General features: G+C 38.9%; 21 protein-coding genes. 16 read left to right on the top strand and 5 right to left on the bottom strand.

The genetic code is table 11. The annotated features are described in order from the left end of the window. Nucleotides 1–168 precede the first annotated feature (168 nt). The 6 genes from C502_RS0102155 to C502_RS0102130 all read left to right on the top strand — a co-directional run bounded on the left by C502_RS0102155 (nt 169) and on the right by C502_RS0102130 (nt 5694). Entirely contained in the window at nt 169–1176 is a 1008-nt protein-coding gene (locus tag C502_RS0102155; protein ID WP_018677223.1) for a sulfate ABC transporter substrate-binding protein, read from the top strand. A 31-nt stretch (nt 1177–1207) separates the two neighbouring features. Then, nucleotides 1208–1810 carry an RBBP9/YdeN family alpha/beta hydrolase gene (locus C502_RS0102150; protein ID WP_018677222.1) on the top strand — a complete coding sequence of 201 codons (603 nt, stop codon included), beginning with the start codon at nt 1208–1210 and terminating at the stop codon, nt 1808–1810. 78 nt (nt 1811–1888) lie between these two features. Continuing rightward, nucleotides 1889–2722 carry a sulfate ABC transporter permease subunit CysT gene (cysT, locus tag C502_RS0102145; protein ID WP_005215272.1) on the top strand — a complete coding sequence of 278 codons (834 nt, stop codon included), beginning with the start codon at nt 1889–1891 and terminating at the stop codon, nt 2720–2722. Further along, a complete protein-coding gene (gene cysW / locus C502_RS0102140) occupies nt 2719–3612 on the top strand; it encodes a sulfate ABC transporter permease subunit CysW (protein ID WP_018677221.1) in 894 nt (297 codons plus the stop codon). Before cysT ends, cysW begins: the two co-directional genes overlap by 4 nt. Nucleotides 3613–3623: 11 nt before the next feature. Continuing rightward, nucleotides 3624–4694 (top strand): sulfate/molybdate ABC transporter ATP-binding protein, encoded by a 1071-nt coding sequence (locus C502_RS0102135; RefSeq protein ID WP_018677220.1) that lies wholly within the window; start codon nt 3624–3626, stop codon nt 4692–4694. 76 nt (nt 4695–4770) lie between these two features. Further along, nucleotides 4771–5694, top strand: coding sequence for a CysB family HTH-type transcriptional regulator (locus C502_RS0102130; RefSeq protein ID WP_018677219.1), 924 nt, complete (start codon nt 4771–4773; stop codon nt 5692–5694). Between the two features lie 56 nt (nt 5695–5750). Here the strand turns inward: C502_RS0102130 and carO are convergent, their stop codons facing one another. Beyond that, nucleotides 5751–6506, bottom strand: a complete 756-nt coding sequence (gene carO, locus C502_RS0102125; RefSeq protein ID WP_018677218.1) for an ornithine uptake porin CarO type 5 — start codon at nt 6504–6506, stop codon at nt 5751–5753. A 289-nt stretch (nt 6507–6795) separates the two neighbouring features. Between carO and dapD the strand changes: the two genes are divergently transcribed. The 8 genes from dapD to C502_RS0102085 all read left to right on the top strand — a co-directional run bounded on the left by dapD (nt 6796) and on the right by C502_RS0102085 (nt 11970). Then, entirely contained in the window at nt 6796–7617 is an 822-nt protein-coding gene (gene dapD / locus C502_RS0102120; RefSeq protein ID WP_018677217.1) for a 2,3,4,5-tetrahydropyridine-2,6-dicarboxylate N-succinyltransferase, read from the top strand. Between the two features lie 118 nt (nt 7618–7735). Continuing rightward, a complete protein-coding gene (gene queE, locus C502_RS0102115; RefSeq protein WP_018677216.1) occupies nt 7736–8446 on the top strand; it encodes a 7-carboxy-7-deazaguanine synthase QueE in 711 nt (236 codons plus the stop codon). Between the two features lie 73 nt (nt 8447–8519). After that, complete coding sequence (gene queC / locus C502_RS0102110; protein ID WP_018677215.1) at nt 8520–9188, top strand: 7-cyano-7-deazaguanine synthase QueC; 669 nt, start codon at nt 8520–8522, stop codon at nt 9186–9188. 30 nt (nt 9189–9218) lie between these two features. Beyond that, nucleotides 9219–9644 carry a hypothetical protein gene (locus tag C502_RS0102105; protein ID WP_018677214.1) on the top strand — a complete coding sequence of 142 codons (426 nt, stop codon included), beginning with the start codon at nt 9219–9221 and terminating at the stop codon, nt 9642–9644. 93 nt (nt 9645–9737) lie between these two features. Then, a complete protein-coding gene (locus C502_RS0102100; protein ID WP_018677213.1) occupies nt 9738–10424 on the top strand; it encodes a Dph6-related ATP pyrophosphatase in 687 nt (228 codons plus the stop codon). A gap of 19 nt (nt 10425–10443) precedes the next feature. Then, nucleotides 10444–10908: a peroxiredoxin gene (locus C502_RS0102095; protein ID WP_018677212.1), complete on the top strand. Its 465-nt coding sequence runs from the start codon at nt 10444–10446 to the stop codon at nt 10906–10908. 114 nt (nt 10909–11022) lie between these two features. Next, a complete protein-coding gene (locus C502_RS0102090) occupies nt 11023–11595 on the top strand; it encodes a CAP domain-containing protein (protein ID WP_018677211.1) in 573 nt (190 codons plus the stop codon). Between the two features lie 12 nt (nt 11596–11607). Next, complete coding sequence (locus C502_RS0102085; RefSeq protein WP_018677210.1) at nt 11608–11970, top strand: glyoxalase superfamily protein; 363 nt, start codon at nt 11608–11610, stop codon at nt 11968–11970. On the opposite strand, the gene C502_RS0102080 is transcribed toward C502_RS0102085, so the two are convergent. The 3 genes from C502_RS0102080 to gstA are packed head-to-tail and all read right to left on the bottom strand — an operon-like array spanning nt 11971 to nt 13205. Further along, nucleotides 11971–12351: a nuclear transport factor 2 family protein gene (locus tag C502_RS0102080; RefSeq protein WP_018677209.1), complete on the bottom strand. Its 381-nt coding sequence runs from the start codon at nt 12349–12351 to the stop codon at nt 11971–11973. Between the two features lies 1 nt (nt 12352). After that, nucleotides 12353–12565, bottom strand: a complete 213-nt coding sequence (locus C502_RS0102075; protein ID WP_018677208.1) for a tautomerase family protein — start codon at nt 12563–12565, stop codon at nt 12353–12355. A 37-nt stretch (nt 12566–12602) separates the two neighbouring features. Beyond that, nucleotides 12603–13205: a glutathione transferase GstA gene (gstA, locus tag C502_RS0102070; protein ID WP_018677207.1), complete on the bottom strand. Its 603-nt coding sequence runs from the start codon at nt 13203–13205 to the stop codon at nt 12603–12605. A 97-nt stretch (nt 13206–13302) separates the two neighbouring features. Here gstA and C502_RS0102065 point away from each other — a divergent pair, with 97 nt between their 5' ends. Beyond that, nucleotides 13303–14214, top strand: a complete 912-nt coding sequence (locus tag C502_RS0102065) for a LysR family transcriptional regulator (RefSeq protein WP_018677206.1) — start codon at nt 13303–13305, stop codon at nt 14212–14214. A gap of 8 nt (nt 14215–14222) precedes the next feature. Here the strand turns inward: C502_RS0102065 and C502_RS0102060 are convergent, their stop codons facing one another. Next, complete coding sequence (locus tag C502_RS0102060) at nt 14223–14789, bottom strand: nicotinate-nicotinamide nucleotide adenylyltransferase (RefSeq protein ID WP_162147113.1); 567 nt, start codon at nt 14787–14789, stop codon at nt 14223–14225. Nucleotides 14790–14898: 109 nt separating this feature from the next. On the opposite strand from C502_RS0102060, the gene C502_RS0102055 reads away from it, so the two are divergent. Continuing rightward, complete coding sequence (locus C502_RS0102055) at nt 14899–15699, top strand: enoyl-CoA hydratase-related protein (protein ID WP_018677204.1); 801 nt, start codon at nt 14899–14901, stop codon at nt 15697–15699. Nucleotides 15700–15798 lie beyond the last annotated feature (99 nt).

Below are 15798 nucleotides of genomic sequence, written 5' to 3'. Positions count from 1 at the left end.
CTATTATCAAAAAATCAGCATAACTTATCTCTTTTTTATATTTCTTTTTTATTCATATTAAATTCGATTTTAATTATTTTTTTTGCAAAAAAACTGACGTTATGCTGCATCCATATTCCAAACAATGATTGAAGGTCTGCTGATAACAGATCGATTTAAGGGGTTCTCATGCGTTTTTCTCAAGTTAAAGTCGGTGTTATTGCCGCATTACTCTCAGTTTCTTCATTTGCAGCACAAGAATTTTTAAATGTGTCTTATGATCCAACTCGCGAACTGTATACAGATTTCAACAAACAATTTGGTGCTTTTTGGAAACAACGCACTGGTCAGGATATTGATTTTAAGCAATCTCATGGTGGTTCAGGCAAACAAGCTCGTGCTGTCATTGATGGTTTAAATGCTGATGTCGTAACACTAGCACTTGCTGCGGACATTGATGAAATTGCAGAAAATGCAAAGTTACTTCCAGCAGATTGGCAGAAGAAACTTCCGCAAAATGCAACGCCATATACTTCAACCATTGTTTTCCTTGTGCGTAAAGGCAACCCAAAACAAATCAAAGACTGGGGTGATTTAGTTAAACCAGGTGTAGAAATTATTACGCCAAACCCGAAAACATCGGGTGGCGCACGTTGGAACTACTTAGGTGCTTGGGCATGGGCAAAACACCAAAAAGGTGGTAACGATGCTAAGGCACAAGAATTTGTTCGCCAAATTTATAAACAAACCAAAGTACTTGATTCAGGTGCGCGTGGTGCAACCACAACATTTGCTGAACGTGGTATTGGTGATGTGTTACTGGCTTGGGAAAATGAAGCTTTCCTCGCAGTACGTGAACAACCGGGTAAATTTGAGATTGTTACACCTTCACTTTCAATTCTCGCTGAGCCACCCGTTGCAGTAGTAGAAAAGAATGCTGAGAAAAAAGGCAATTTACAAATCGCTCGTGGCTATTTGAACTACTTATATTCTCCAGCGGGTCAAGAAATTGCAGCACGTAACTTCTATCGTCCTCGCAACGCAGCTGTTTTAAAGAAATACAGCACCACATTTAAACCTCTTAAGCTTGTCACGATCGATAAAGAGTTTGGTGGTTGGACAAAAGTACAAAAAACTCATTTTGATAATGGCGGTATTTTCGATCAAATCGTCAAGATCAACAGCACCACAAAATAATTTACTAATTAGGTAAATAAGGAGAGCGGACATGATTCATACCGTAATTGTTCCCGGTGTTGGCGGTAGCGAAGCACAGCATTGGCAGTCTTGGTTACAACAACAACTCGTGTCTAGCTCTCGCGTTCAACAGAAAAATTGGGATCGTCCAGTATTAAGTGAATGGGTTGCCCAATTTGTCAAAACCGTTGCAGCTGTTAAAGCACCCATACAAATCGTTGCGCATAGCTTTGGCTGTTTAACCAGTGTTGCTGCACTTGCAGAACATCCAGAATTAAGCGCAAAGGTAAAGAACTTAGTTTTGGTTGCCCCTGCAAATCCTGCACGTTTTGGCGAAGCTGGCTTTGCTCGTCACAGTTTGACTGACTATAAACAATATTTTCATCAGCTCAATATTGATGTGCCAACCACCTTATTGATTAGTGAAAATGATCCTTGGTTAGGCTATTTCGATGCTTTACAACTGGCACAAGCGTGGAAACTGACACCCATCAATTTGGGGCAAGTAGGTCATATTAATGTGGCATCTGGGTTTGGCCCTTTTCCAGACATCCTTAATTACATGTTGCCTGAAAAAAAACTGCAACCTGTAAATCGAATGCGTCAGGCAAATTTTAATTTGAAATTTGCCTAGATTCCGCTCTCAGTATTTTTTGGTTTTAGTGTTATTTATTTGCTGGTTTTAGCAAATATTTCTCTTTGAGGAAATATCATGTCGCAGCGTTCCCGAGTGCTGCCTGGGTTTGGTCTGTCTTTGGGCTTCACCCTCGCTTATGTGTCTTTTATCGTACTTATTCCTTTATCAGCTGTATTTATCAAATCTTTAGGGATTGGATGGGATGGATTATGGGAAATTTTAACTTCAGAACGAATTTTAAAATCGTTACAACTCAGCTTTAGTGCCGCATTGATTGCGTCTTTAGTCAATGTAATCTTTGGCATACTACTGGCTTGGTGCTTGGTTCGTTATAATTTTCCAGGTAAAAGAATTGTCGATGCTTTAGTCGACTTACCTTTTGCTTTGCCCACTGCAGTGGCAGGGATTGCATTGACCTCTTTATATGCGCCTACAGGTTGGATCGGACAATATCTTGAACCACTTGGTATCCAAGTTGCCTATACACCAATTGGGATTACGCTTGCCTTAATCTTTATTGGCTTGCCATTTGTGGTGCGTACTGTACAACCTGTTTTGAGTGACATTGAAACTGAATTAGAAGAAGCAGCTTCTGCACTCGGTGCAAATCGCTGGCAGACCATTACTAAAATCATTTTACCCATCCTATTCCCTGCACTATTAACAGGTTTTGCCTTGGCATTTGCTCGTGGTGTCGGTGAATATGGTTCCGTTATTTTTATTGCAGGCAACCAACCCTATAAGACTGAAATTGCCCCCCTCATGATCATCTCTCGTTTAGAAGAATATGATTATGCTGGAGCGACTACGATTGCTGTCGTGATGCTTGTTCTCTCTTTTGCCATCTTATTTTTAATTAATTTAGTACAAGCATGGGCGAGCCGTCGTACAGGGAGAACTGCACAATGAGTTTAAATACCAATAGCAATGCTTTAGCCGTGAAGTTGCAGTCTCGCGATTCAACCCGTGAACCAACATGGGTCCGTTATACCTTAATTAGCATTGCACTGATTTTCTTCTTAAGTTGCTTGATGCTGCCACTCATTTTGGTTTTTGTTGAAGCATTTAAACAAGGTCTTTCAGTTTACATCAATGCCTTAACTGATTCAGACACACTGTCAGCAGTCAAACTAACCTTACTGACAGCAGCAATTGCTGTACCGATTAATGTGGTTTTTGGTGTAGCGGCTGCTTGGGCTGTGGCTAAATTTCAATTCCGTGGTAAAGCCATCTTAACCACCATTATTGACATGCCATTCTCCGTCTCCCCTGTGATTGCAGGTTTAATGTTGGTTCTGATTTTTGGTTCACAAGGTTGGGTTGGCGGTTGGTTAATGGATCACGATATTAAAATCCTGTATGCCGTACCTGCCATTGTCTTAGCCACTATTTTTATTACTGTTCCTTTTGTTGCTCGTGAATTAATTCCGCTTATGGAAGCACAGGGTACTGAAGAAGAAGAAGCTGCGATTGTCCTCGGTGCTTCAGGTTGGCAGACCTTTTGGAAAGTGACATTGCCAAATATTAAATGGGGTTTGATTTACGGTGTGATTCTGTGTAATGCCCGTGCAATGGGTGAGTTTGGTGCGGTGTCTGTGGTTTCAGGACACATCCGTGGGGAAACCAATACCTTACCTTTACACGTTGAGATTCTTTATAACGAATATACCTTTAGTGCTGCATTTGCTGTGTCTTCGTTACTGGCATTTTTAGCGATCATCACTTTGATCTTGAAAACTTGGTTAGAAATACGTCAAGACAATGAATATCAATCTAACCAAGATCAACCAAGTCACTAAGGAATAAACACATGAGTATTCAAGTTAAAAATATTGAAAAAAACTTCGGTGCATTCCATGCACTCAAAAATATCTCTTTAGACTTTCCTGAAGGTGAATTGGTTGCGTTACTTGGCCCTTCAGGCTGTGGTAAGACGACTCTACTACGCATCATCGCGGGTTTAGAATCTGCTGATCATGGTCAGGTTCTTCTTGAAGGTGAAGATGCGACCAATATTCATGTCCGTGAACGCCAAGTTGGTTTTGTATTTCAGCATTATGCTTTATTTCGCCACATGACTGTGTTTGACAATATCGCTTTTGGTTTACGTGTTCGCCCACGTGCAACACGCCCATCAGAAGCCGAGATTAAAAAACGTGTCACGCGCTTATTAGACTTGGTTCAACTGGGTTTCTTAGCCGATCGTTACCCTGCTCAGCTTTCAGGTGGGCAACGTCAACGTATTGCCTTAGCACGCGCCTTAGCAGTTGAACCTCGTGTTTTATTACTCGATGAACCATTTGGTGCGCTAGATGCCAAAGTTCGTAAAGAATTACGTCGTTGGTTGCGTACCTTACATGATGAACTACACATCACATCAATTTTTGTTACCCATGACCAAGAAGAAGCCTTAGAAGTTGCGGATCAAATCATCGTCATGAACAAAGGTGATGTTGAGCAAATCGGTTCACCTCGTGAAGTGTATGAAAAACCTGCAACCCCCTTTGTTTTTGATTTCTTAGGTCAAGCAAATCGTTTTGAAGGTGAACATACAGGCGGTATTATCCGTATCGGTGATGATCGCATTCAATTACCGACATCACTGGAAGCACCGCAAGGAAAAGTCATTGCATTTGCACGACCAAATGAATTACATATTCATACCCGACCTCAACCGAATACCATAGAAGCGACATTTATACGTGAGGTATGGATTGCAGGTAAAGTTATTGCGGAATTACAAGATCGTAGTGGACGCACCATTGAGATTTTACTCAGTGTAGAAGAAGCAAACTTACATCAATTTAGACCAAATCAAACCGTTTGGATTAGTGCGGCTCAACTTCATTTATTTGCAGACCAAACGACTCAAGTTGCTTAGAATAATATCTTGAGAACGGTTAAAATATCCTTGCGAAGCTTTAACCGTTTCTCATCTCTTATGTGGAAAAATTATTATGAACTTTCAACAACTCAGAATTATTCGAGAAACTGTTCGCCAAAACTTTAATTTAACTGAAGCTTCTGCGGCACTTTATACCTCCCAATCAGGTGTCAGTAAACACATTAAAGATTTAGAAGATGAATTGGGTGTACAGCTCTTTGTACGCAAAGGTAAACGTTTACTTGGTTTGACTGAACCAGGTCAATCTTTATTAAGCATTGTGGAGCGTATGTTGGTTGATGCTGACAATATTAAACGTCTCGCAGATGATTTTAATAAAGTTGATGAGGGCACATTAACGATTGCAACCACACATACCCAAGCACGTTATGTTCTTCCCCCAATTGTGAATCAATTTAAAAAATTATTTCCAAAAGTACATTTGGTTTTACAACAAGCTAGCCCCGTTGAAATCGCAGAAATGCTACTACAAGGTGAAGCAGATATTGGTATCGCAACTGAATCATTAACCACTGAAGATAATCTTGCGAGCGTACCTTATTATGAGTGGCACCATAGCATCATTACACCGAAAGACCACCCTTTAACCAAGTTAGATAAAATTAACTTAGAGGTATTGGCTGAATATCCGTTAATCACTTATCACGGTGGTTTTACAGGACGTTCAAAAATTGATAAAGCATTTGAAGATGCACATTTACATGCAGACATCGTAATGTCTGCCCTCGATGCCGATGTCATTAAAACCTATGTTGAATTGAATATGGGGGTCGGTATTGTCAATGATGTCGCCTATGACAATGATAAAGACTACCGTTTAGAACAACTCAAAACAGATATTTTTGGTGTAAACACAACATGGATTGCCGTACGTAAAGGGCATTTATTACGTGGTTATGGCTATGAGTTTATTTCTTTATGCTCTCCAAAAACAGATATTAAAGCACTCAAAAGAGTAGCCTATCCTGACGAATAAATAGATCAAGACATAAAAAAACGAGCTTTACGCTCGTTTTTTTATTGAATGACAGCTTAGAACTTAAAGCTCATACCCACTTTTGCCACAGGCATCCATTCGTATTTACTCTTGTTTTCAATATTATGCTGTTCTTTTTCAACAGCACTTTCTAAGGTATTACCATTACTACCAATGATTTGATCATCGCCTGAAGTTTTCAAGCTCACTGTTGGGTTGCCTGTGTAATATGCACCGACTTCACCAAATACACCAATATTCTTATATACAGGTGTATTTAGACCAAAACCGACATAGGGTGAAATGTTATTATCATAGCTCATTGTACCGTCAATCTTAGCGCTTTGAGTTGAAGATGTCGTGAAACGCTCACCATTCACTTTGACTAAACTGTTGCCGCCTACATTCTTGGTTAAACCATAATCATTATCCAAGTATCCAACACCTGCCGCTACATAAAGTGAGCGTGCAAATGTATTCTGGCTTGCACCCCATGGATAAATTTCGGCATTTAGATAGGTATTATTGTTATCCATATCCATATCATACTTAGTGCCGTCAATTTTCAACTCATCGGACCAAGAGATATCACCACCATTATAACCAAGGCTTAAAGCTACATAAGGATTCACACGATAAGAAATCGCACCACCATAACCTGTGGTTCCTACTTCCGCACGTACCGAAACAGGATCTAGATAAGAAGGAAATGCGTAAACTGATTCTTTAACAACTTGTTCGTCTGCTGCAAATGTAGTACCTGCAATTGCAGTTAAAGCACCAGCTGCTAAAATAAGACGCAAAGCTTTCATTGAACTCTCCTCAAAATGCTCTTATTAAATATAATTGTTTCTGTATTCGCATCATAAAAGATCGACCGATAACTTTTTATACAAAAACTGATTACTTTTTGTTATTTTTTGATACAAATTAAGGATAATTGTATAATTAAAAATTATAGATAAAAAACAATAAACTCCGTATTTATTACCGTTTTATTGCATATTCTTACAACAATTTATTGTAACGACTTTTTTCAAAGATTCTTGATCCAAATTAGTGTAAAATCTCCGAAATTTATTTTTTGGAAGAAGGAAGATCATGTCTCAGCTTTCTACAATCATTGAGCAAGCCTTTGAAGACCGTGCAAACTATAGTGCAACGGATTGTCCAACTGAAATTCGTCAAGCTGTTGAAGAAGCATTGACGGCTTTAGACAACGGTACACTTCGTGTCGCTGAAAAAATTGATGGTGAGTGGGTTGTTCACCAATGGCTAAAAAAAGCGGTTTTATTATCATTTAAACTGAATGACAATAAACCAATCGAAGCATGTGATCTTCGTTTCTATGACAAAGTAGATACTAAATACGCTGGCTGGACTGAAGAGCAATTTAAAGCTGCTGGTGTTCGTGTTGTACCACCTGCTGTAGCACGCCGTGGTAGTTTCCAAGCGAAAAATGTGATCTTGATGCCGTCTTATGTCAACATCGGTGCTTATGTTGATGAAGGTACAATGGTTGATACATGGGCAACTGTTGGTTCATGCGCTCAAATCGGTAAAAATGTTCACTTATCAGGTGGTGTTGGTATTGGTGGTGTATTAGAGCCATTACAAGCAAACCCAACCATTATTGAAGATAACTGCTTCATTGGTGCACGTTCTGAAATCGTTGAAGGCGTGATTGTTGAAGAAGGTTCTGTGATTTCAATGGGTGTCTTCATTGGTCAATCAACTAAAATCTTTGATCGTGAAACTGGTGAAATCCACTATGGTCGCGTACCAGCAGGTTCTGTAGTTGTTGCTGGTAGCCTTCCATCAAAATGTGGTACTTACAGCCTTTACGCTGCAATTATCGTGAAAAAAGTTGATGCTAAAACTCGCGCTAAAACAAGCTTGAACGATTTATTACGCGCAGACTAATTTGTAATATTTATTGCGGAACTTGATCGTTCCCCATCTCTACGATCAGTCATGGTCGTAGAGATTTTGTTTTTATGTAATATGCTACTTGTATAGCACCTGTTTGTGGTAACTGTTTATGGCTTCCTTACGTTCCTCTGCAATTCCTGTCTCAGATCCTGCGGCGGGTTTACGCATTACAGAGATCTTTTATTCTTTGCAAGGCGAAGCGAATACTTTTGGCTTACCAACGGTTTTTATTCGTTTAACAGGCTGTCCATTACGTTGTAGTTATTGCGATACGACTTACTCTTTTGAAGGTGGCGAACGTCAGTCACTTGAACAGATTATTGAAACTGCAAGCCAACATAAGACACCCTATATTTGTGTGACAGGCGGCGAACCTCTTGCTCAACCAAATTGTCTGATCTTGTTACAACGTTTGTGTGATCTTGGTTTTGAAGTTTCCTTAGAAACTAGTGGTGCTTTAGATGTATCGAAAGTTGATCCACGTGTTTCCAAAGTACTCGACTTAAAAACACCAACATCAAAAGAAGATCATCGTAATTTATTGACCAATATCGACTATTTAACTCAACATGATCAGATTAAATTTGTGATTTGTAATCGTGCTGACTATGAATGGTCAAAACAACAACTTGAACAATTGCAGTTGCAAGACAAAGTAAGTACCGTTTGGTTCTCTCCTGCTTTTGCTGTTGAAAAAGGTACAGTTGCTCTGCCCGTATTGGCACGTGACTTAGCCCAATGGATTTTAGAAGACCATCTCCCTGTTCGATTCCAATTACAGTTACATAAGCTGTTATGGAATGACGAATCTGGTCGTTAAAAAGTTCTCAAAGTGATTTTAATCAATCATAGCTTTTATCAAATTTATTTTAGGTTGAATAATGGAAAATAATATGCGTTCTCGTGCCATCGTATTATTGTCTGGCGGCTTAGACTCAACAACGTGTCTTGCTTGGGCACAGGCAAATTATGCATGTATCGCTTTAAGTTTTATGTACGGTCAACGTTCAACGACTGAACTTGATGCTGCAAGAGCTTTAGCACAACGTGCAGGTGTTGAACATCGTGTCATTAACATTGATTTAGGTAATTTAGGCGGTTCTGCACTTACAGATCATAACATTGACGTTCCAGAACAATTACAAGAAGGGATTCCTGTAACTTATGTTCCAGCACGTAACACGATTTTTCTATCCTATGCACTAGCAGCTGCTGAAGTTTTTGACGCTGCTGCCATCGTGATTGGAATAAATGCTGTTGATTATTCAGGGTATCCAGACTGTCGTCCTGAATTTATTGACGCTTTTGCCAATCTCGCTCGATTAGCAACGAAAGCTGGCGTTGAAGGAAAACCCCTTAAAATTGAAACACCTTTGTTACATTTATCCAAAGCGAATATTATACGCTTAGGTATCGAACATGGCGTAGACTATAGCCAAACAGTATCCTGCTATCAGGCAGATGCTCAAGGACGTGCATGTGGCAAATGCGACAGTTGCCGTTTACGTCAACAAGGTTTCATCGAAGCAGGTATTACGGACCCTACACGTTATACTGAATAAACGATATAGGGCAATCATTAGGTACAATATATGAAGTTTTTCAAATCAAATCTTATTCTTTCTACAATGATGTCAGCTGCGGCTTTATTTGCAACAGCAACGCACGCAGCAGATAATCCATTACAAGCTGTATATAAAAGTACCAATGTAAAAGCTGGTTTAATTAATGTTTGTAAAGAACAGACCACTAAAGGCGGTAAATTGTCAGCAGCAGAAGTAAGCAAGTTCTGTGGATGCCAAATTGACGCTCAAGGTAAAGTGACTGAAGCACAGAAATGGGAAATCCAAAGTGCCATCAATGCGAAGAAAAGCCCAAGTTCTTTAGGCTTTGTACAGCAGCAAAATAAAGAATTACAGGCTTGTTTAGGCGCACCACTTGTAACTAAATTAGAAAAATTGACTGAAGAAGCAATGAAAGCTGCTCAACAACAGCAGCAACAAGCACCGAAAAAATAAGCGAATATTGTTAAAAATGAAGCCTGCATTTATGCAGGCTTTTTTATCAGTTCTGTTAAAATTTCTTTTATCTTGAATAAGTTGAATTACACCATGCAGGATCAATGGAAGACCAATACCCATCAACGACAATGTATTGTTTCATTTAGTGGGGGGAAAGACAGTTCACTTGCCCTGTACCATACCATGCAAACAGGCAAAGCGACTGGATTGATTGTCATGTTAGAAGAACAAGGACAACGCTCCCGTTCACATGCTATGCCCCTCGATATTATTCAAGCACAAGCGGATGCAATTGGTTTACCTATTTTTATGGCATCTTCAAGCTGGGCTGACTATGAAAGTAAATTTATAGAGCTACTTCAGCAAGCTAAACAACAAGGTGCAGAAGTACTGGTCACAGGCGATCTAGATATGCCTAAATATGGTTGTTGGCATGACCGTGTTACTCAACAAGTCGGGCTTAAATTAGGTATGCCACTTTGGCTACGCCCCCATCGTGAAGTCGTTGAAGAATTTATCAAACTTGGCTTTCGCAGTGTGATCGTAACGGTAAATTTGAAGCTTGGTATGCAAGTTAACGATTTGGGTAAGATCCTGACTTTAGAATACATCCAAGAATTAGAAAATCGCGGTATAGATCCATGTGGCGAAGGTGGTGAGTTCCATACCACAGTTATTGATGGGCCAATTTTTAACAAAGCAATTCCTGTACGACAGGGTGATATTGTTTATCATGAAGAATATGCTTTTTTACCACTTGAACTAGACCAACTTTAGTTTTATTGAAGGAATCGAAATGTCTGAGAATATTCAACTACCGAATCATACTTTTCCAACAACACAAGGTGAAGTGAATCTAGCTGAACTCACCAATGAATGGTTAGTACTCTATTTTTACCCAAAAGATTCAACACCAGGCTGTACGACTCAAGCGATCGGCTTTTCATGCTTAAAAGATCAATTTGATGCCTTAAATTGCCAAATTCTTGGGGTATCACGCGATTCAGTCAAAGCACATCAAAACTTCACTGAGAAACAATCGCTCACGATTGATTTAATTAGTGATAAAGAAGAAATCTTGTGTAAACATTTCGATGTGATTAAAGAAAAAAATATGTATGGCAAACAAGTCATGGGCATCGAACGCTCAACCTTTATTTTCCACAATCAGCAACTGGTAAAAAGCTATCGAAAAGTCAAAGCTGCTGGACATGCTGAGCAAGTATTGGAAGATTTAAAAGCATTACAAGTTGCTTCATAATCTTAGGTAACAAAAAAAGCGAGTTCCATACTCGCTTTTTTGATATGTGTAAATTGCTCCGCACTTCAGCCTTAGCGTATGATAAAAAGATTAAAATAATTAAAGATATTGAAAATGAATCAGTGCAACTTATTTTGCTCATTACTTGGTTTCATTCTTCTATCTGCATGTAATACAAGTGCCCCAACGGCTACACCTCAAGAAAATGCAACATCAGTAGCACAAATTCAAATCGAAACAACGGAAATACGCTGCCAAGATTTACAAAACCCTGCCTATCAACAAGTGATTATCCATGCCATCAATGAAATTCGCCAGCATCCACGCCAATGTGGTCAGCAACATTTCGCTGCTGCTGCACCCTTAACATGGAATCGGCACTTATATCAAAGTGCTTTTGCTCATGCCGAAGATATGGCAAATCACAACATGCTTGGGCATATCAGTAGCACTGGATTAGATTTAAAAGCACGTCTAAAACAATCTGAATTTAACGGTCGAGGTGGCGGTGAAAATGTTGCAAGAGGACAAAAAAATTTAAATGAAGTGATGTCGGTATGGCTTACGAGCCCAGTACATTGTAGTAATCTAATGCATCCTAAGTTTACAGACTATGCCATTGCCTGTACATCTGACCAATCCGCCAAACAAAAGAGCTATTGGACTCAACAATTTGGTGTTCGCTAGCAAGGACGAATAATGCAATCTGGTTCAATCACCCCTATTTTCCGTATTTTTGATATTGAATTAGCTCAAACATTTTATCTAGATTATTTAGGCTTTCAACTCGACTGGCAGCACAAATTTGCAGACAACTTCCCTTCATATTTACAAATATCCAAAGATGATTGCATCATCCACCTAACAGAACATTTTGGGGATGCAAGTCCACATAGTGCGATCCGTATTTATTGGGAAAATCTTACTTTGTTACATACTGAACTTGAGGCAAAGCACTATCAATTTGCTAAACCTCAAATCGAAAAAACAGACTGGGAAACATTAGAACTCAGTATGACTGATCCTTTTTCAAATCGACTGATCTTTTGGGAAGATGCTTAATCAATCCGCTAAAGTTTGATAATGGAAGACTTTAGAAATAATTTTCCACTCACCCTGCTTTTGTACCAATGTCAGTGCATCATAAAAATATTTAGGTTCAATCACACATTCAACATGTACCATCGCTAACTGATCATGAATCAAATTGATCGCAATAACCTTATCTTGTCTTAATTGGTTTTGAGATGCGGGTGAAATACGCTTTTCCACAATAGAGAAATAAGTATCCATATCTAACTTAAGCATAGGCTCATCCGTTGCGTTGATATAAGTTGCATCGGAATGAAATACGTCCTGCAATTTATCCACATCACAAAAGTACAAAGCATCGAAGTATTTTTCGAGTTGCTGTTGAATCTCAGTTATCGAATTATTTTGCATCTTATGTACCTATTCTTTGTCTATTGCGTATAGTCGAAACTGATTCGCCTGCTACACCCCAGTTATCTGTATCAACTTCATCAATTACCACAAATGTAGTAGCTGGGTCTTTATCAAGCACCCGAACAACTAAATCTGTAGCTTCCTGAATCAACCGTTGTTTCTGCTCTGTAGAGACATTTTCTTTAGTGATTTGAATTAAAATATAAGGCATAGGGATCTCCTTTTATAATTTTATAAATAGCAAAATACTAAGATGCTTCGGCTGCTATCGCATCTTGAACTGTTTGACGATTACCAATTCGCTGCATAAAACCTGTTAGATGAATAAAATACCCAAGCTCAAGACCAATGAAATCTGCCCATCGTGTTACGACAAACAGATAAATATCTGCAATCGTAAAATTACTTCCAGTTAGATAATTTTGCCCATCTAGTTGTTGATCGACCCATGCATAGTGTTTATTTAAAACCGTACTAAAGACAGTTTTAGATTCTTCGCCATAGGACTCATGGAAAAATGGTGAATATGCTTTATGAATTTCCGCAGCAATAAAATTCATCCATGCGAGAACTTGGTAACGCTCAAAGGTATTTATTTCGGCTAACAAATCCTGACGAGAAGATTGATCAACCAAAAACTGACAAATAACAGCGCCCTCAGTTAAAAAAGAGCCATTTTCAAACTGCAATAAAGGCACTTGTCCTTTTTGATTGAGTTGATAAAAGTCTTCACCCAGTTCAGTTAAATGCTGTTGCAAATCGACTTTGATTAATTCAAATGGAAGCCCAAGCTCTCTTAAAACAATATGTGGTGCTAAAGAACAAGCATTTGGTGAATAAAATAGTTTCATAAATTGACTCCATTACAAGCAATGAAATCATCTTATTATTTACATTTATGTGCTTAAATAGCCTACAACTCAAATCATTTTTTACATGGTGTAATCAATGACTCAACAACTTAAACGAATGATGTTTAGTAGCGTAGAGCTATTTTGCTTAGTTGCAGAATATGAGAGCTTTTCTAAAGCAGCACTACAAGCAGGTGTCAGCCCAGCCGCAGTGAGTCGCTCGATTGCTCGCCTAGAAAAACATCTAGCGACCTCACTTTTTGTACGAACAACCCGACAAGTGCGTTTGACAACACAAGGAAAAATCTATTTTGATGAATGTAAGCAAGCACTGAATCAAATTTTAGAAGCGGAGCAACAGCTCAAAAATCAAACACAACAACCATCTGGTTTAATTCGCATCAGTATTCCAACCCCTTATGGACACTATCGCATCCTGCCCTTATTGGCAAAGTTTTCACAGCAATATCCAGCCATCAAAATAGATGTGCAATTGACCAATAAAAATGTGGACTTCATTGCTGAAGGATATGATTTAGCAATTCGTGGACGCCAATTTGCTGATTCAAATTTAATTGCACGGCAACTTGAACAGGCTGAACTGATTGTAGTGGCGTCGCCTGAATATTTAAAAAAATTCGGAATACCACAAAGCCTTGAGGATTTACAGCATCATCAATGCATTCAATTTGTGCTCCCGAGTACGGGCAAAAATGTACCTTGGCTATTTAATTTGAATCAACAGATGATTGAATACCAAAGCGTAGGAAATATCCGTTGCTTTGATGATATTTTAGGTACCGTTACACTGGCAAAACATAGTGCTGGTTTATTACAGACCTATCGTTTTATTGTAGAAAAAGAACTTAAAAATGGAGAATTGATTGAAGTGTTGACAGCATTTTCAGGTACTTCGCGCCCCTTTTCCCTACTCTATCCGTCAAAAAAACACGAATCTTTTCATATTCGTGTTTTTATTGATTTCCTGATGAAAGAATTAAAACCATAAGAATATGGTTAAGCTAAATTGCTTTTATCACCCGCAAAATATTTGCGCTGTAACTCAGCATAGACTTCCGTATTTTTAAATTCAGTCAAAAATTGAATCGTTCCCTTTGGAAAAAATTCAGTTTGAATCTCGCCCCGATAATACGCTTCTCGCATCGGTGTGGCTGAAATTGAATCTCTTAGACTGTCTAGCTCCACCATTTCCCACTCAGGAAATAAAGCTAAATAATACGAAGATTCATCTTTGAAATGACCGATCAAGCCTACTTTTACATTGGGCTCAATCACTTGATTGACTAAACTTTTAACTTGTTTGACCCATTTTTCATCATTATAAACATCAATCACATGCACAAAATGGATGCGCTTTTGATCCGCCTCAGAAAAATTGGACAGAATCATTTGCTCACGTTCAGTGGCTAAAAATGGATTTTTGATATTCCGTTCTGATTGCGCAGAACCCAATGCTAAGACCACATGTTGACTCTGTTGCAATGCGATTTCAATGGTTTGCATATGCGCAAAATGAAATGGCTGAAAGCGTCCAATAAAAACAAGATAGTCAAATGTGTACATAGGCATAATTTCACTTTTTTTGAACTCATCAGTTGCACTATGCCAAGCAAATATACGACATAATGAGATCACTTAAAAAATCAATCTGGATTAAAGCAAGGATAGTACGATGACGCTTAGCTGTATTCAACAACCTCATCAACATTTGCAAGCAAATTTAGAAGATGGCGTACTCACCTTAGCCATTAACCGCTCAGAAGCAAAAAATGCACTTTATGGTGAACTTTACCTCTGGATCGCACAAGCCTTTGATGAAGCTGATGCAAGTAAAGATGTTCGTGTCGTCATTTTCCGTGGCGCAGAACAAGACTTTACTGCGGGTAATGACATGAAAGACTTCATGGGCTTCATCCAAAAGCCACATGAAGGCAAAGCAGGCGATCAACCCCCATTTGTATTATTAAAAGCAGCAGCACGTTTTTCTAAGCCATTAATTATTGCGGTGAAAGGCGTTGCGATTGGGATTGGTGTGACCATCTTATTACATGCTGATATTGTATTTGCAGACAATACTGCCCTATTTCAAATTCCATTCGTAAGCCTTGGTCTTTCTCCAGAAGGCGCTGCAAGTCGTTTACTAGTGAAACAAGCAGGCTATCAAAAAGCGGCTGAATTGTTATTCACAGCGAAAAAATTTGATGCAGAAACCGCTGTCAAAGCAAACTTAGTCAATGAAATTGTTGAAGACGTTTATGCAACAGCCCAAAAAACAGCTCAACATTTAGCAGCTTTACCACTCGCATCAATCAAGCAAACCAAAGCACTGATGAAACAAGATTTAGCGGAAATCATCGCTTGTGTAGATGATGAAGCAGAAATCTTTATGCAGCGTGTACGTTCACCTGAAATGATGGAAGCCGTACAAGCGTTCATGCAAAAGCGCAAACCTGATTTTTCTCAGTTCAATTAATCAGGTCATAACGCACTCATCAAAACCACTTAGTTTAAAAAACTAGGTGGTTTTTTTATTTTGCATCCCAATATGGATATAAATACTTAAGGAAAATAC

The organism is Acinetobacter tjernbergiae DSM 14971 = CIP 107465 (assembly GCF_000374425.1).
GTDB lineage: Bacteria > Pseudomonadota > Gammaproteobacteria > Pseudomonadales > Moraxellaceae > Acinetobacter > Acinetobacter tjernbergiae.
Note: the sequence above shows the minus strand (reverse complement) of the source record. Positions and strands in the feature narration are given on the sequence as shown.

What these genes read in the sequence shown, in the direction of transcription:
- C502_RS0102130 (WP_018677219.1), top strand. Translation starts at nt 4,771, where the DNA reads ATGAACTTTCAACAACTCAGAATTATTCGAGAAACTGTTCGCCAAAAC.
- C502_RS0102135 (WP_018677220.1), top strand. Translation starts at nt 3,624, where the DNA reads ATGAGTATTCAAGTTAAAAATATTGAAAAAAACTTCGGTGCATTCCAT.
- C502_RS0102075 (WP_018677208.1), bottom strand. Translation starts at nt 12,565, where the DNA reads ATGCCTTATATTTTAATTCAAATCACTAAAGAAAATGTCTCTACAGAG.
- carO (WP_018677218.1), bottom strand. Translation starts at nt 6,506, where the DNA reads ATGAAAGCTTTGCGTCTTATTTTAGCAGCTGGTGCTTTAACTGCAATT.
- C502_RS0102065 (WP_018677206.1), top strand. Translation starts at nt 13,303, where the DNA reads ATGACTCAACAACTTAAACGAATGATGTTTAGTAGCGTAGAGCTATTT.
- C502_RS0102085 (WP_018677210.1), top strand. Translation starts at nt 11,608, where the DNA reads ATGCAATCTGGTTCAATCACCCCTATTTTCCGTATTTTTGATATTGAA.
- gstA (WP_018677207.1), bottom strand. Translation starts at nt 13,205, where the DNA reads ATGAAACTATTTTATTCACCAAATGCTTGTTCTTTAGCACCACATATT.
- C502_RS0102100 (WP_018677213.1), top strand. Translation starts at nt 9,738, where the DNA reads ATGCAGGATCAATGGAAGACCAATACCCATCAACGACAATGTATTGTT.
- cysW (WP_018677221.1), top strand. Translation starts at nt 2,719, where the DNA reads ATGAGTTTAAATACCAATAGCAATGCTTTAGCCGTGAAGTTGCAGTCT.
- C502_RS0102155 (WP_018677223.1), top strand. Translation starts at nt 169, where the DNA reads ATGCGTTTTTCTCAAGTTAAAGTCGGTGTTATTGCCGCATTACTCTCA.
- C502_RS0102060 (WP_162147113.1), bottom strand. Translation starts at nt 14,789, where the DNA reads ATGTACACATTTGACTATCTTGTTTTTATTGGACGCTTTCAGCCATTT.
- C502_RS0102055 (WP_018677204.1), top strand. Translation starts at nt 14,899, where the DNA reads ATGACGCTTAGCTGTATTCAACAACCTCATCAACATTTGCAAGCAAAT.
- C502_RS0102150 (WP_018677222.1), top strand. Translation starts at nt 1,208, where the DNA reads ATGATTCATACCGTAATTGTTCCCGGTGTTGGCGGTAGCGAAGCACAG.
- cysT (WP_005215272.1), top strand. Translation starts at nt 1,889, where the DNA reads ATGTCGCAGCGTTCCCGAGTGCTGCCTGGGTTTGGTCTGTCTTTGGGC.
- C502_RS0102105 (WP_018677214.1), top strand. Translation starts at nt 9,219, where the DNA reads ATGAAGTTTTTCAAATCAAATCTTATTCTTTCTACAATGATGTCAGCT.
- queC (WP_018677215.1), top strand. Translation starts at nt 8,520, where the DNA reads ATGCGTTCTCGTGCCATCGTATTATTGTCTGGCGGCTTAGACTCAACA.
- queE (WP_018677216.1), top strand. Translation starts at nt 7,736, where the DNA reads ATGGCTTCCTTACGTTCCTCTGCAATTCCTGTCTCAGATCCTGCGGCG.
- dapD (WP_018677217.1), top strand. Translation starts at nt 6,796, where the DNA reads ATGTCTCAGCTTTCTACAATCATTGAGCAAGCCTTTGAAGACCGTGCA.
- C502_RS0102090 (WP_018677211.1), top strand. Translation starts at nt 11,023, where the DNA reads ATGAATCAGTGCAACTTATTTTGCTCATTACTTGGTTTCATTCTTCTA.
- C502_RS0102080 (WP_018677209.1), bottom strand. Translation starts at nt 12,351, where the DNA reads ATGCAAAATAATTCGATAACTGAGATTCAACAGCAACTCGAAAAATAC.
- C502_RS0102095 (WP_018677212.1), top strand. Translation starts at nt 10,444, where the DNA reads ATGTCTGAGAATATTCAACTACCGAATCATACTTTTCCAACAACACAA.